The sequence below is a fragment of the Pseudoalteromonas sp. JC28 genome (assembly GCF_013319255.1).
Taxonomy (GTDB): domain Bacteria; phylum Pseudomonadota; class Gammaproteobacteria; order Enterobacterales; family Alteromonadaceae; genus Pseudoalteromonas.
In genome coordinates this window covers 1,065,175-1,081,059 of record NZ_QOKX01000001.1, presented here as the reverse complement: position 1 = coordinate 1,081,059, position 15,885 = coordinate 1,065,175, and the positions used below count along the sequence as shown (strand labels likewise).

General features: G+C 42.8%; 13 protein-coding genes. 9 read left to right on the top strand and 4 right to left on the bottom strand.

The window, feature by feature from the left end; genetic code table 11:
* Window positions 1-23: 23 nt before the first annotated feature.
* Window positions 24-1,769, top strand: coding sequence for an MFS transporter (locus DS891_RS04660; protein ID WP_174168993.1), 1,746 nt, complete (start codon window positions 24-26; stop codon window positions 1,767-1,769).
* A gap of 90 nt (window positions 1,770-1,859) precedes the next feature.
* Complete coding sequence (locus DS891_RS04655; protein WP_174168992.1) at window positions 1,860-3,125, top strand: amidohydrolase family protein; 1,266 nt, start codon at window positions 1,860-1,862, stop codon at window positions 3,123-3,125.
* 189 nt (window positions 3,126-3,314) lie between these two features.
* Here the strand turns inward: DS891_RS04655 and DS891_RS04650 are convergent, their stop codons facing one another.
* Window positions 3,315-3,578, bottom strand: coding sequence for a RebB family R body protein (locus DS891_RS04650; protein ID WP_174168991.1), 264 nt, complete (start codon window positions 3,576-3,578; stop codon window positions 3,315-3,317).
* 400 nt (window positions 3,579-3,978) lie between these two features.
* Between DS891_RS04650 and DS891_RS04645 the strand changes: the two genes are divergently transcribed.
* The gene (locus DS891_RS04645) at window positions 3,979-5,283 is read left to right on the top strand and encodes an NAD(P)/FAD-dependent oxidoreductase (protein WP_174169091.1); all 1,305 of its coding nucleotides are present in this window, start codon (window positions 3,979-3,981) and stop codon (window positions 5,281-5,283) included.
* A gap of 653 nt (window positions 5,284-5,936) precedes the next feature.
* On the opposite strand, the gene DS891_RS04640 is transcribed toward DS891_RS04645, so the two are convergent.
* Window positions 5,937-6,491 (bottom strand): M1 family aminopeptidase, encoded by a 555-nt coding sequence (locus DS891_RS04640; RefSeq protein WP_174168990.1) that lies wholly within the window; start codon window positions 6,489-6,491, stop codon window positions 5,937-5,939.
* A 320-nt stretch (window positions 6,492-6,811) separates the two neighbouring features.
* The gene (locus tag DS891_RS04635) at window positions 6,812-7,240 is read right to left on the bottom strand and encodes a hypothetical protein (RefSeq protein WP_174168989.1); all 429 of its coding nucleotides are present in this window, start codon (window positions 7,238-7,240) and stop codon (window positions 6,812-6,814) included.
* A gap of 420 nt (window positions 7,241-7,660) precedes the next feature.
* Between DS891_RS04635 and DS891_RS04630 the strand changes: the two genes are divergently transcribed.
* From DS891_RS04630 to DS891_RS04615, 4 genes are read left to right on the top strand one after another with little or no spacing between them, the layout of a single operon-like run.
* Window positions 7,661-8,308, top strand: coding sequence for a TetR/AcrR family transcriptional regulator (locus tag DS891_RS04630; protein ID WP_174168988.1), 648 nt, complete (start codon window positions 7,661-7,663; stop codon window positions 8,306-8,308).
* A complete protein-coding gene (locus DS891_RS04625) occupies window positions 8,305-9,246 on the top strand; it encodes an HlyD family secretion protein (protein ID WP_174168987.1) in 942 nt (313 codons plus the stop codon). The genes DS891_RS04630 and DS891_RS04625 overlap by 4 nt, the downstream gene beginning before the upstream one ends.
* 2 nt (window positions 9,247-9,248) lie before the next feature.
* Complete coding sequence (locus DS891_RS04620; RefSeq protein ID WP_174168986.1) at window positions 9,249-10,181, top strand: ABC transporter ATP-binding protein; 933 nt, start codon at window positions 9,249-9,251, stop codon at window positions 10,179-10,181.
* Window positions 10,165-11,307: an ABC transporter permease gene (locus DS891_RS04615; protein WP_010371660.1), complete on the top strand. Its 1,143-nt coding sequence runs from the start codon at window positions 10,165-10,167 to the stop codon at window positions 11,305-11,307. Before DS891_RS04620 ends, DS891_RS04615 begins: the two co-directional genes overlap by 17 nt.
* A gap of 248 nt (window positions 11,308-11,555) precedes the next feature.
* Here DS891_RS04615 and metG read toward each other — a convergent pair whose 3' ends face one another.
* The gene (gene metG / locus DS891_RS04610) at window positions 11,556-13,592 is read right to left on the bottom strand and encodes a methionine--tRNA ligase (protein WP_174168985.1); all 2,037 of its coding nucleotides are present in this window, start codon (window positions 13,590-13,592) and stop codon (window positions 11,556-11,558) included.
* Between the two features lie 202 nt (window positions 13,593-13,794).
* On the opposite strand from metG, the gene apbC reads away from it, so the two are divergent.
* Both apbC and dcd read left to right on the top strand, forming a co-directional pair.
* On the top strand, window positions 13,795-14,898 hold the full coding sequence (gene apbC, locus DS891_RS04605; protein WP_174168984.1) for an iron-sulfur cluster carrier protein ApbC: 1,104 nt from the start codon (window positions 13,795-13,797) through the stop codon (window positions 14,896-14,898).
* A 2-nt stretch (window positions 14,899-14,900) separates the two neighbouring features.
* The gene (gene dcd, locus DS891_RS04600) at window positions 14,901-15,485 is read left to right on the top strand and encodes a dCTP deaminase (protein ID WP_010371648.1); all 585 of its coding nucleotides are present in this window, start codon (window positions 14,901-14,903) and stop codon (window positions 15,483-15,485) included.
* Window positions 15,486-15,885 lie beyond the last annotated feature (400 nt).

Below are 15,885 nucleotides of genomic sequence, written 5' to 3'. Positions count from 1 at the left end.
CAAAGATAACAGGTATTGTCATTATGCAAAATCAGCAGCAGTGGTGTGAACCCGATCTCAATGGAGCAAATCGGTCAAAGTCGTCTTCTGGGTTTGGTCGAACTTTTTACATTGCGAATATCATGGAAATATTTGAACGACTCGCTTGGTATGGTTTTTTCGCCGTGTCATCAATTTATATGACAACACCAAAGTCGCAAGGCGGTATTGGCTTTACTGATATAGAGCGTGGCGCCGTACAGGGGATTATTCCCTTCTTTTTATATCTTTTGCCTGTTGTAACTGGTGCATTGGGAGATCGCGTCGGGTATAAAAAGATGTTCTTTTTTGCATTTTTGGTGATGACACCAAGTTATTATTTACTGGGACAGGCACAGAGTTTTTGGCCGTTTTTTGCTGCGCTGAGCTTTGTTGCGCTGGGGGCTGCCTGCTTTAAACCTGTGGTCGTTGGCACCGTAAGCCACAGTACAAACGATGGTAATCGTGGTCTTGGATTTGGGATCTTTTATACCATGGTGAATATTGGTGGATTTTTAGGTCCATTGGTTGCGGGATATATGCGCGCCATTAGTTGGGATGCAGTATTTATGATGTCGGCAGTTTGGATTGCCATAAACTTTATTCCCTTGATGTTATTTTACAAAGACCCCCAAACATTACCTAAAACCAAGCAATCTCTTACTCTAGTATTAAAAACCGCACAGTCGGTGCTGGGTAATACACGTTTAGCACTTACGCTGTTTGTCGCACTGGCGCTATTGATGTCAGCTGGCGTTGGGTTTTCTAATTACAGTCAAGCGTTTACTTGGATTGCAATATGGTTAGTAGCTAACTGGGTGTGGGACAGAGTGCTTATAAATCGAGCGCCGACTAAAGCATGGTGGCAACAACCGATGAAGGTGAGTAACCTGCCGTTTGCGTTATATTTGCTGATCCTTGCTGGTTTTTGGACTGTGTATAATCAGCTTTTTTATACTCTACCTGTGTATATCCGTGATTATGCAGATACCCGAGATATATTGGCGTGGTTTGGCGATTCTGGCATCGCGTTTTTAGCACATGTTGATATTGATAAGTTAACAGCTGCCATTTCTACGCTGTTCAACGAGCTTAAGGAAAGCGGCGCGGTATCCATTGAAACCATTAGGCTTGAATGGGTTCACCTCAAAGTGAATGTCCCGCATGAGCAAATACAGTTGATACTACAAACGCTAAATGCGCTTCACGATAATGGACAGGCACTTTCACAGCACCAAGCGCAAGCCCTTGCTGAACAACTCGTACAATATCGTCAAATCAATCCTGAGTATCTCATTAATTTAGACTTTGCAGCGATCGTAGTCGCACAAATTTTGGTGAGCTTTCTCTGTCAGCGATTTAGACCATTTTATGTGTTAGTTACGGGCTTACTGGTGATGACGGTTGCGTTTATCGCATTACTTAGCGATAGCGACTGGTTAAGCGGTCAGCTCATTGTCACTGTCATATTGCTTATCGCGCTTGGTGAAATGCTTGCCTCTCCTAAAAGCCAAGAGTATGTCGCGAGTATCGCGCCTCAATCTCAAGCTGCGTTGTATACGGGATACTACTTTGTTTCTATGGCGCTGGGCTTCTTATTTGCTGGATTTTTATCTGGTTGGAGCTATAAAGTGTTAGTACAAGAAATGGCGGCACCTGAGTTAATGTGGGGGCTATTTGCCGCTATCGCGCTTATAACTGCCATTGCATTATTCTGGTTCAACAAAGTAATAATAGACAGAAAAACATAGCACTGTTGAAATGGGAACAGTTATTGGTCGCGATCGATTTGTTTGCAAGGCATATTCTTTCTACACTCAAGCAAAAAATGAGGAAGTAACATGAATAAAAAAATATGGATGAGCGCGGCTCTCTTTGTTTCAAGTAGTGTGCATGCGCAAACGTATGTTTTAAATGCCGACTCTGCGATTGATGTGGTGTCAGGCAAGCTTATCTCACCTGTCACTGTGGTCGTTGAAGACAATAAAATTATTTCAGTCGGAAAATCAAATCGTAAAGCCTATCCAAAAGGCGCAGAGGTGATAGACCTAAGCGGTCACACATTATTACCCGGTCTATTTGATATGCATGTCCACTTAACTTCAGATGCTCATGTTCATGGCTACAAACGGTTGCAACGCACCGCACCTCGTGCGGCAATTACTGGCGTTAGAAACGCCAAGCGTACACTGGATGCGGGCTTTACGTCTGTTCGTAATCTCGGTGCTGCTGGCTATGCTGACATCGCGCTGCGAGATGCCATTATTGATGGTGATGTATCAGGCCCACGTGTAAACGCAGCAGGCCCTTCACTTGGGATCACTGGCGGCCATTGTGACAACAACCTCCTAACCCATGAGCATAAAGTATTTTCAGAAGGGGTGGCTGATGGACCTTGGGCAGTAAGGCAAAAGGTACGTGAAAATATTAAATATGGCGCTAACTTAATCAAGTTCTGTGCAACGGGTGGCGTACTATCTAAAGGCACTAAAGTGGGGGCTCAGCAATATTCCCAAGAGGAAATGACGGCGATTGTGACCGAAGCACACTTACGCGGTTTAACGGTTGCTGCCCACGCGCACGGCACGGATGGTATCAAGTCTGCAATTAAAGCAGGTGTGAACTCAGTAGAGCATGTAAGTTTTGTTGATGATGAAGCCATTCAGCTAGCCAAAGACAAAGGCACGTACTTCTCTATGGATATCTACAATACGGAATATATCCTTGGCGAGGGCGAAAAAGCAGGAATTTTACCAGAGAGTTTAGATAAAGAGCGTAAAGTGGGTGCTACTCAGCGTGCCAGTTTCACAAAAGCGGTAAAAGCAGGCGTGAATATGGTGTTTGGCTCTGACGCTGGCGTTTATCCTCACGGTGACAATGGTAAGCAGTTTAGCCGCATGGTGAAATTTGGCATGACTGAACTACAAGCCTTACAGGCTGCCACTATTAACTCGGCGACGTTACTCAAGCAAAATACACAATTAGGCTCGCTTGAGGCGGGGAAACTTGCTGATATTATTGCGGTTAAAGGCAACCCACTAAAAGACATTAGTGTAATGGAAAACGTCACCTTTGTGATGAAAGACGGCCAAATAGAAAAGCAATAATCTAGCGACTAGCGCAGAGCTTGTTCTAAGTTCTGCGCAGACGCTATGAAACTGTTGGAATTCTTTTTTAGCCTCACTCTCGCTTGCTAGGCTGCCTTAGAGGTTATAAGGAGGCTTTCCTGCACTGCCCATAGTTTTACCTTACTTTGTATGTTATTTACATTGACTCGGGGAATAGGGTGTTTCTTACTATCTGTAAATTTTTATAACAGCCATTGATGCTGCGATATCCACATTCATTAGGGTATTCACTCCCTGCGTCAAAGCCGCTTGAGCAGTGACATTGTTATTTTGTTGCGCATTGATAGCGTTATGTGCAGCGTTTGACAATGCTTGGCTCACGGCAAGCATGAGCTTACTCGTTGCTAATGCTGGTGAGTCTCCAAGCACTTTGGTGTTTGTTTGAGACACTGAATCGGTAACTTGACTATTCACCGCAGTTGGAAATGCCATGTTTATCTCCTTTAAATAGCTGATACAAAAAGACACATAACCCCGTGGAGTGCAGAGATACTATTCTCGGCTCAGAGTATGCTTACATTCAGTCTAGTCTCTATATTAGAAAGTGCATTCAACCTTGAAGGTTAGTACAACAATTACCTAGAACTGAATGTAAAATTGTGCGGCAGAGGGGTTACCTTAGCCGTTATGCGAGCCGCATTTGTTGGCTCTGAGCGTCCTTGGACTTGGGAAAACTGTTGAATAATTTTGACGTTATCCGCTGACAAATGAGCTAAAAAGGCGCACAATAGTAGGCGTTGCCAGACAAGGTATTTCATGATGGATTTGAAATACCTAAGTGCTTTTCCAAGACCCTAGAGTACTTAAGTATTATACTTTTAAGGGCAACATGATGAATACGCAACTTCCTAAAATCGTGATAGTCGGTGGTGGTGCTGGTGGCTTAGAGCTGGCAACACAATTAGGGCATAAACTCGGAAAAAAACGCCAAGCTGAAATCTTATTAATTGATAAAAATCGCAGTCATATTTGGAAACCGTTGCTTCATGAAGTCGCGACAGGGTCTATAGACGCTGACTTAGATGGAGTGGTTTATTCTGCTCATGCAGCAAAGCATTATTATCAGTTTCAGCTCGGCAGTTTTAGCCACGTAGACTCAATCAATAACACCATCACGCTGAGCGAGCTAAAAGACGAACTCGGCCATCGTATTCTCCCAGAGCGACAAGTCAGCTATGACTATTTAGTGCTCGCTATTGGTAGTATTAGCAATGATTTTAATACGCCGGGGGTCAAGGAGCATTGCTTCTTTCTCGATTCAAATCAGCAAGCTGAGCGATTTCAGAATGCACTCCTCGATAACTTTACACGCTTACACCAAGACGATGACCCGAAGCACTCGTTAACCATTGGCATTGTTGGTGGTGGCGCTACTGGCGTTGAGCTTTCTGCTGAGCTGTATCATGTATCAGACATGTTGAAAATGTACGGGCTGAGTAAAATGACAGCCAAACGCCTTCGTATTGATTTAATAGAAGCAGGTCCTCGAATATTACCTGCATTACCAGAGCGTATTGCTAATTCAGCTAAACGGGAGCTTGTGAAGCTAGGTGTCACGGTGCGAGAAGGCACCCAGGTAAAGCAGGCAACTGAAGACAGCTTTATTACTAAAGAAGATGAACAGCTAAAGGCAGACATCAAGGTGTGGGCTGCGGGGGTAAAAGCACCTGACTTTATTAAAGAGATTGGGCTGTTCGAGCTTACTCGCAATAATCAAATTAAGGTAAATCAATACTTACAAAGCAGTGTAGATGAGCATATTTATGTCATCGGTGATTGCTGCGCGTTTACCCAAGCGGATGGCACTCAAGTGCCGCCGCGTGCTCAGTCGGCCCATCAAATGGCGCAATGTGTAGAGAAAAATCTAATCGCGACACTAAAAAATCAACCTTTACATGAGTTTACCTATAGTGACCACGGCTCTTTAGTGAATTTATCTCGTTATAGCACCGTTGGTAGTTTAATGGGGAACCTAACCAGCAATAGCTTTTTTATTGAAGGTAAGATAGCGCGATTCATGTACATCTCATTGTATAGAATGCATCAGCGCGCAATCCATGGTATCGCAAAAACCTTTGCACTATGGATAAGTGAAAAGGTGCTAAGAGTGGTACGGCCAAAAATGAAACTGCACTAAGTTAATCTGAACTTAAGATAATTAATGCCTTTCTAGCAGCTAGTTTTAGCGCTAACCGTAACCTTGCCTACAAAGGGTCTTTGTGGGAGTGGGACGCGAGAGCGTTGCTATCCGTAAAGCCTTTTCTCTAGACAAGGGGGAACATTAATGTAATTTTAAAACAATGTGTTAGCTCACTCTTTTTCCAACCCCGATTGAGTAGCATTTGGTGTATCTAAAACCAAAGACAATTGATTTTTTGCTTTGCTGTTCATATTCCAATTTTCAAAAACTTTTACGTGGCTGTCCACGATATCTATCAATAGTTAAAGTGCCTGTCCATGATAACGGTCTTTCTATTTCGTATGTCACATCAGCGTGATTTTGAAATTTTTATAAAGGCTACCTTACTCGATTTCACAAAAAGACTTCCCACCATTACTCAGCTATACAAAGCTTCTAGAGGTCATGTCTCGTGTGGTTACTTTGCTTTCAAGTTGTTTTAAAACCCTAAAGCCTACCGATCGCGACAGTTGCTTCATCGACTTAACGAGCAGCAATGTTTGCCATAATTAGAGGGTACTAAGGACCAAAATGTAATTGTCCCCCTTTGGTTATCCTTATCATATGATTCAAAAAAGTAAAATTGTCTTCAGTATGAATGAATTAACTAACTAACCTGAACTCTTTGTGGATAATAAACTTTTGAAGTTTTCATGAGACTCAATTTTTGAAGATAATATCTTGTCTAATTTAACTCCTAACGAAGCAGTGCTATCATTTTGTTTTAATAGCTTGTATAAAGAGTTAAATGAATAACCACCTGCAGAGTGCGTGAAAAGCTCTTTGAGAAGTTTATATTTATCATCTTTGTCGAACTTAACGCTGAGGACGTCAAAAATCACATGACCACAAGCGTAAGCAGCAAAGACTGAAGGGGTGTTATCAATACTTCCTAAAGCTTCTGTCTCAAGCACGCTAGAACACTTTTCTATGTCACTTTTATAAAAATAATCATGATAATCTTTAGATATCATGCCTAAGGACAGTAACAGTTGGTAGGATAAATATTCAGCACTACCTTCATATAGCCATGTAGGTGAATCTCCCTTATTTGGAAAAAGATAACCATTCCAAAGATGAACAGCTTCGTGCGCGATTATTAGTAAAATTTCACGTTCATATCTCAAAGGGTTTAAAATAAGATCATCTCCACTTAGAGTTAACACAATTTGACCTGGTAAAGCACCACCTTCAAAGCCTAGATAGTCTCTACTTTTATCATAATAAATTAAAACTTCAATGCTGCCAGGGTGGTTGTGATCTAAAGCCTTTCCTAATAGGTTTATAATTTTTATTGTATTCTCAATAACTGAATTAGTTAGTCTAATATCTATCTCTGAGCTGGTTTTGAAATTTACACCCTTAAATTCTTGTGTTTCAATAGGTGCTAAAAAGTAATAACTTTTAAAATCACCACCTCTAATTTTAAGGTGGTTTCCACTGGTTGTCTGATTGTTGTCTTTCTCTTTACTTATAATTTCGAATTCTATTTCTTCATTTTTTCCTTGCCCATCTTTGTGTAATTTATTTCATTAGGTAAGAAATAGTCTAGAAAAATACCAGTCCCACTTTTGAAAAATAGATATGGAGAATAAGCTCGAATTTCAGATGTGTCGAACCCCTTATCTATTGTTATAGATAAACTTTTTTTGGGGGTGGAAAACTCTATTTTTCCATTGGGTGATATAGTGGGTGGGTGGTTATCTTTAAACCTCCAATAATTCATTATGAAGTCTTCAGGTGCGTTTTTTATCGTTATTGATCTTACGCTTTCTCTAAAAACATACTCTATCTCAAAGTTTTTCTTACTTGTTTCTTTTGTTATTTTTATTTCCACATTGCTTGCAGTGCTTAAAAAGGTGGAAAAAAGAATGCTTAAAAAAAATATTGCCTTGTAAATTTTTATTTCTTTCATTGTAAATTTACCTAGTTAATTACTTCCTGACTTTGTATGATAAGAGAGTCACCTAAAAAATCTAAGTTTCTTTCAATTTCAACCACACTAAAGCCACTTGCTATTAAATAGTTCACGATACAAGGCGTCAACAAGATTGTTACGTGATGATGCTAATTGTAACGACCTAAAAATTACGATGCGTAATCAGATCATAAAAACCCAATACTCGTCAATTTAAACTTCGATCCCGCTCTGTTTCAACTCAGACATCGCTATAAGGGCAAAGTAAGGTGCCTGTCCACAAAAAGGCCAGATAACCAATGAAAGTTTGATGTAGATTAGTGATTAATCATTTCCTCTTTTTTGATTAACGAAAGCTGTCGTGAAGCTTGCACATTTGTCCTAGTATATTAATCAAGTGATTAATGGAGTTGAAACATGACAAATAAGCTAACGGAAGCCGCTGTTACCCCGAGAGAAAAGCTCATCACCGCTGGTAAATGTTTGTTTATTAACCGCGGATATAATCGAGTCACGACTAGAGCAATTGCGGACCTTGCTGAGGTAAACATTGCTTTGATTAAGTACTACTTCGGCGATAAAGCGGGACTGTTTGAAGCGGTATTTCGCGAAGTTGCAGCACCTCTACTGAGCTTGCTTGAAGGGATTAAAAAATCACAGTTACGCGAACTCTCACCGCTCATTTTAACTCAGTTTATAGAGCGCTACTTTCAGGTGATGAGCCAATACCCAACGCTACCTAAGATCATTTTTATGGCACTACATGATACGCACTCTAAAGAGCATGAAATCATAAAAAAGATTTTCTTTGAGCATGTAGAGAACGGTGTCAGTACTTTAAATTCGACCTTTCAAACGCTTTCGCCTGCAGAGCCCATTCGAGCTGAATGGTTACTTTTAACCTGTCTTGGCTTGTCGGCATTTCCTTTTTTGGTGCCACCGGTGATGCAGCCGCTACTTGGTATCGAAAACGTGGATACTGAGCAGTGGCGTTCCCTTGGCAAACATCAGCAAGCTATTTTTAACGTGTTTCTATCCCAGCATATTGAACGGAAAACATCATGAAAACACCGTTTTACATCATTAGTTTTGTGTTATTGACGCTTTTGGTTGGTTGCTCTAAACCTGAGCGTAAAATCTTCGGCATTATCGAACGACCGCAGGTGCAGATCAGCAGCCCAACCGGAGAGTTATTAGTTGAGTTGCTGGTCGAGCGCGGCGATAAAGTAGTAAAAGGACAGCCACTGGCGAAAATCGATGACGTAGCGCAGCAACAACAGGTTAATGCTATTGAACAGCAAATCGCGCGCTTGCAAGCGCAATATAGATTGTTACTCTCTGGCACCCGAGTTGAACAAGTCAAACAAGCCAAAGCAAGGGTGCATGCAGCACAGGCCGCTTGGGAAGAAGCTCAGCGGCAACTTGTTCGACAGAGGCAGTTAATCAAAGACAAGTTGACCTCTCAAGATAGGGTCGATGCCGCCTTTGCCAATGTCGAGTCGACACTTGGTATTTTGCAAGAGGCCCAAGCGCGTTTGAACGAGCTTGAAAATGGCACGAGAGAGGAGACAATCGAACAAGCAAAAATCGCAATTGCAGAAGCACAAACACAGCTAATTATCGCCAACAAGCAGCTCGCTGATCTTACCCTTAAAGCACCCACTTCCGGCATTGTCGAAGATTTACCTTGGCTTGTTGGTGAGCGTCCCATTAAAGGTGCACCGATTATTTTGCTGGCTGCTGACGACAAAACATTCGCTCGACTTTATCTGCCGCAAACCCAGCTTGCTAAAGTCTCTTTGGGAAGTGTGCTAAATGTGCATTTCGATGGCAGTGATAAAAGTCTACAAGGCACCGTCAGCTACATTAGCCAAAGCGCGAGCTTCACGCCTTATTTTGCACTTTCACAAGAAGAAAGAGCACGTTTAATGTATGTGGTGGAAGTGGTGCTCACTGATAAAGTGACTGTCCCGTCAGGCACGCCGGTTTGGGTGGAGCTGTAAGAATGACCAAGGAAATCGTGATCCAAAGTAAAGGGTTGGGTAAGCAGTTTAACGACTATTGGGCGGTTTCAAACCTAGACCTTACCGTAAAACAGGGCGAAATTTACGGTTTTCTGGGGCCAAATGGCTGCGGAAAATCAACCACAATCCGGATGTTGACTGGGCTATTAACACCAACTAAAGGTCATGTCAGTATTATGGGAAAAGATGTCCAGGCACATGGTGAAAGCTTGCGTAATCGACTAGGCTACATGACGCAAAAATTTTCCCTATACGAGTCGCTAAGTGTGCTGGAGAATCTCGAGTTTGTGGCGAAAATTTATGGTTTATCACGCAATGATGTTAAGCGTAGAGTGGCTGAGCTGCTACAGGAATACCAATTAGAAGATAAAAAATCGGTGCAGTCCAGTGCATTGAGTGGTGGACAAAAACAACGCCTCGCGCTTGCAGCTGCGGTTATTCATAAACCAGAGTTGCTCTTTTTAGATGAGCCGACGTCAGCGGTTGACCCGGAAAATCGTCGTGCATTTTGGGAGCAGTTATTTAGTTTAAGTGCGCAGGGCACGACCATTTTAGTGTCTACCCATTATATGGACGAGGCTGAGCGTTGTCACCGCCTTGCTATCTTAGAGCAAGGTGTAAAGCGTGCGGATGATAGTCCCGTCGCGCTGATGGAACAGTTAAAGGTTTCGGTGTGCGAAGTTGTGGGTGACGACGTCGCGGCATTAAAAACACGTTTAGCTTCATTACCCAGTGTGATTTCCGTCTCCCAAATAGGTGCTCGCCTTAGGGTGTTGATAAACAAAAAAGAATCACAACCTTTGGCATTATTGCGAGCTGAATCTGGAGGTGGTTACGAAGTGGATTTCACTCGCGCTAACCTTGAGGATGTGTTTGTAACGAGCACAGGGAGGGGCTATGCTGAGCTTGCGTAGGTTAAATGCCATCGTCAGTAAAGAGTTTATGCAGCTGGCACGCGACCGCATCACCTTTGCGATGATTGTAATGCTGCCATTGGCGCAGCTGTTGCTATTTGGTTATGCAATTAACACTGACGTAAGACATGTTTCCGCAGGTATTGTAGATTTTAGTCAGACTTATCAATCCAGACAGTTGATCCAAACCGCAGCCAACACTCAAGTTGTTGACTTTATCGGCTATTACGATTCAATTGCGGCGGCTGAGCAGGCCATTACCAGAGGAAAGGTGAATACCGTGTTGGTTATTCCTGCTGATTTTGTGCGTCGGCAGCTCAATCGTGATTATCAACTAAGTGGCTATAAAGTGGGTAATAGTACGGCGCAACATAGCGTTGCACAGTGGTTGATTGATGGTTCCGATCCGCTATTGAGTGGTGCCGTGGCAGGACTCAGCAAGTTGCCAATTAGCATCAAAAGGTTACCTATGCCTGCACTGCCAGACCCAGCTTTTGCGCTGCAAAATTACTTTAACCCAGAGAAACGTTCGTCGGTTAATATTATTCCCGGTTTGATTGCTATTATATTAACGATGACGATGATCCTATTTACCTCCTCAGCGCTGGTTAGAGAGCGTGAGCAGGGTAATATGGAATTTCTTATCACCACACCGGTTCGGCCAACCGAACTGATGTTAGGTAAAATTCTACCTTACATTCTTGTTGGCTTTATTCAAATGGCGATAATACTATTTTTAGGACATTGGCTATTTGATGTACCGCTCAATTTTGATATGCCAAGTTTACTTATCGTGACGTTGTTGTTTATCACCGCGAGCCTTACCTTAGGACTGTTGATCTCCACCAAAGCCAAGAACCAATTACAAGCAATGCAAATGACGGTTTTTGTGTTACTGCCTGCGATATTGCTATCAGGGTTTATGTTCCCATTTGCGGCGATGCCAAGAGCGGCGCAATACCTTGCAGAGATCTTACCTGCCACACATTACGTACGGTCGATCCGAGCTGTGGTACTTCGAGGCGCGCATTTCAGCGATTTGTATTTTGATTTACTCTGTTTAGTCGCCTTTAGTGTGATTGGCTTTATGATTGCGACGATGCGCTTTAAAAAGCGATTAGATTAGTTGTGTAAATATTGAACAGCAAAGGATGGGCATTAGTCTTTATTATGTTTACGCTTTTTAGTGAGCAAGTAAATGATACCTTCGGTGCGCTGGGCAATTTAATTCTGGTGTTATGGCTTGCGATACTCAATATTTCGGTGCATTTGGTGTAGATTAAAGCTGGCAACTTGTTGGCGCGAAGGTTTGATATAGGCAAAAATAAAGGCTTCTAAATGGAAGCCTTTATTTGTATACAAGTAATAGGGTGATTACATCACTCGCATGCCAGGCTGTGAACCTTCGTCTGGGTTCAAGATGTAAATTTCTTTACCACCAGGACCTGCAGCCAACACCATGCCTTCTGACATACCAAAACGCATCTTGCGAGGTTTTAGGTTTGCAACCATTACTGTTAACTTGCCGATAAGATCTTCAGGTGAATAAGCAGACTTAATGCCAGCAAACACCTGGCGCGTTTCACCACCTAAATCAAGCGTAAGTTTAAGCAGTTTATCTGCACCTTCAACATGCTCTGCGTTGGCAATTTTTGCGACACGCAGATCAACTTTGGCAAAATCATCGAATTCGATTTCCGCAGCGATTGGCTCTTTGGCAAGCGGGCTATTCGGATCTGCTGCTAAAGATTGACCACCCACTTTCTTTTCAAGACTTTCTTTCGAAGACTCGATCATCGCATTCACTTTATCAAGTTCAACACGCTGCATTAGTGCCTTAAACTTATTGATTTCATGATTAACAAGGGCGTTGTCAACGCTTTCCCAACTTAGCTCAGTGTTTAAGAAAGCTTCTACATTTTTCGCCATACCTGGAAGGATAGGCTTTAAATAAGTCAGTAATACACGGAATAGGTTAAGACCCATAGAGCACACTTGATGTGCACGCTCAAGCGTCTCTTCATTCTTTGCAAGCACCCAAGGTGCTTCGGCATCAATAAACTGGTTTGCTTTGTCAGCAAGGGTCATGATCTCACGTACTGCGCGGCTGTATTCGCGGTTTTCAAAATGTATCGCGATTGAACCCTTTGCAGCAACAAAGCTAGTTAGTAGCGCTTCGTCCATAATAGAGCCGCTTAGCTTGCCGTCAAATTTCTTAGTAATGAAGCCTGCGCAGCGACTCGCGATGTTTACCACTTTGCCCACTAAGTCTGAGTTTACGCGTGCCGCGAAATCTTCTAAGTTGAGGTCTAAATCCGTAACGCCGCTGTTTAGTTTAGCCGCGTAGTAATAACGTAAATATTCAGGGTCTAAGTGTTCAAGGTAGGTACGAGCCTTTACAAAAGTGCCTTTTGACTTAGACATCTTAGCGCCATTCACGGTGACAAAACCGTGAGCGAATACGTTATTTGGTTTGCGGAAATTAGCGCCATCAAGCATTGCAGGCCAGAATAGGCTGTGGAAGTAGATGATGTCTTTACCGATAAAGTGATAAAGCTCGGCGTCAGAGCCTTCACCCCAAAACTCGTCAAAGTTTAGGCCTTGTTTCTCGCAAAGGTTTTTGAAGCTTGCCATGTAACCGATTGGTGCATCCAACCAAACATAGAAATATTTGCCAGGCGCGCCTGGGATTTCAAAACCAAAATAGGGGGCGTCACGGCTGATATCCCACTGCTGCAAGCCGTCTGCAAACCATTCGTCTAGCTTGTTCGCCATTTCAGATTGCAGACTACCTGAGCGTAGCCATGTTTTTAGCATGTCTTCGAATGCTGGTAAGTCAAAGAAGTAATGCTCTGAATCTTTCAAGATAGGTGTCGCACCAGACATCACAGATTTTGGCTCAATCAACTCTGTTGGGCTGTAGGTTGCACCGCAGGCATCACAGCTATCGCCATTTTGATCTTCAGACTTACAAGTCGGGCAAGTACCAGTAACAAAACGATCTGGTAGGAAAATGCCTTTCTCTGGATCAAATAACTGTGAAATTGTACGCTTTTTGATATAGCCTTTTTCGTCTAAACGAGTGTAGATAAGCTCGCTTAGTTCACGGTTTTCGTCACTATGTGTGCTGTGATAGTTATCAAACTCGATATTGAAGTCTGCAAAGTCACGCTGACGCTCAATACTCACCTGCTTAACCATTTCTTCAGGTGTGATACCTTGCTTCTGTGCATTTAGCATGATTGGCGTGCCGTGCGCATCGTCTGCACATACATAATAGGCTTCATGGCCTTGTAACTTTTGGAAGCGAGCCCAAATATCGGTTTGAATATATTCCAGCAAGTGGCCTAAGTGAGTGGGGCCATTTGCGTATGGTAATGCACTGGTAATGAGAATTTTTCTCTTCGTCATAACGATTCCATGAATTTAGCGCGATCTTTCTAATTGATGGTGTTGAATTGGTTGATTATTCACCGAGTTAACACTTGAATGGACAAGTGTGCTTAGTGACTCACCTTCGTTCAGACCATGAACCGCGAATTGACTGGTTTTAATGAGTTGAATGTTACATAATTCCGTGGCTATTTTCATCATCCAGAGGAGTTTAATTTGTATGTTTGGACTGGAAAAATGGTTTGCCAAGGGAAAAAACACCAAACAGGCAATCATTGAGCTTTTAAATGGCTATCGTAGTGCCGCATTACCAGTGGGAATTGATGCAAATTGGGTGATCAAAACACAAGAATCAAAGGCGCAAATTCAAGTACAAATTAATTTTCCATTTGCTATTCAATGTGATCAAGAAATTGCCAGTTATCTGCAGCAACACTTAGGTAAGCCAATTGAGGTGACATCGAAAGTCGTCGTAGTCGGCAGACCAAAATTTAAAGCCATTAAACATATTATTCTTGTTGCCTCGGGTAAGGGCGGGGTGGGTAAGTCTACCACTGCGATTAATTTGGCGTATGCGCTACGTGCTCAAGGCGCGAAAGTCGGTGTGCTAGATGCTGATATTTATGGCCCTTCGCTACCTAGTTTACTGGCTCTTGAGGATGAAAAACCTCAGGCGAAAGATGATAAAACCTTACTACCAATTGAAAAGTCGGGCATTAAAGCCATGTCTATCGGCTTTTTGGTCCCAGCAGAGGACGCCACTGTTTGGCGAGGACCAATGGCTTCTCAAGCGCTTACTCAATTGTTAAATGAAACGGATTGGGGCGAGCTGGATTATCTGATTGTTGATATGCCACCTGGCACAGGAGATATCCAACTTACCATGACGCAAAAAGTGCCAGCCAGTGGTGCGGTGATTGTCACCACACCGCAGACCTTGGCGCTTGCAGATGCCCAGAAGGGCATCGCGATGTTTGAAAAAGTGCAGCTCCCCATTTTAGGTTTGGTCGAAAATATGAGTTACTTCAATTGTGAGCAATGTGGTAGCCGCAACCATATTTTTGGTCACTCTGGTGGCACCACGTTGGCGAGTCGCTATGGTGTGCCTTTGCTTGCGGAAGTACCGCTTAACGAACAGATCAGAACAGCAACGGAGCAGGGCGAAGATATCATTGCCACAGTCCGTGAGCCTAACTCAGAAAGCAAGACTGACAATTATGGTATAGCAGATCACTATGTTGATTGTGCCCAACTGGTTGCCAGTATGTTATATTACCAATCAGACTCAACATCGGGTGTTGAGATTGTGATGACGGAAGACTAAGAATGAGATTATCGGATACCCATATTCGAGAAGCGATTGAACAACAACGCATAATCATCGAACCTACACCTAAGCCAGATATGATTTCAGGCGTTACCGTGGATTTAAGACTGGGTAACAAGTTTAGAGTGTTTCAGGACCATGCCGCGCCTTACGTTGATCTCAGTGGTCCTAAAGATCAGATCAATGCCGCGATGGAATCCATCATGAGTGACGAAATTGTGTTAGAAGATGGCCAAGCGTTTTTCTTACACCCTGGTGAGCTTGCGCTGGCAATGACGTATGAAAAGGTAACCCTACCTGCCGACCTTGTTGGTTGGTTAGATGGCCGCTCGTCGCTGGCAAGGCTAGGTTTAATGGTTCATGTTACTGCGCATCGTATTGATCCCGGTTGGTCTGGAAACATCGTATTAGAGTTCTATAACTCAGGTAAGTTGCCTTTGGCACTTAGGCCAAACATGAAAATAGGTGCGATGAGCTTTGAAACGATGACAAGTGCTGCGCAATTCCCTTATAACGAGCGTAAAGACGCCAAATATAAGGATCAAAATAGTGCGGTTGCTTCGCGTATTAGTGACGACAGTTAATTGAATAGGTAGGCGAGAGGATTTGTGTGTAAATAGTTGGCCTATTACAAACAAATCTGACGCTTAGTTTTGGAATAACAGCGGCTGGAGAACAAGTTGTTGTTCCAATCTTATAATTAAATATTTAACCCCCTATAACGGCATGCCATCTTTACATTTTTGATCCCCCATCAAATAACCATAACGATTTAAATTCAATAATATTTTTGCATTTGCTTTGATCCAAACCATACTTATTGTAATGCGTTTTTTATGTTGTCGGCGAAAGCGTCATGCGAATGACTGCAGTAGACAAAGTGAAATAGGTATTAGTGCGCGAATGGCGTTGCCTTCTGATTTGCAAAGAGAAGCTCATAGCCAATGTTTTCAGGTTGGTGTTTTTCTTGAACGTTAACGCTTG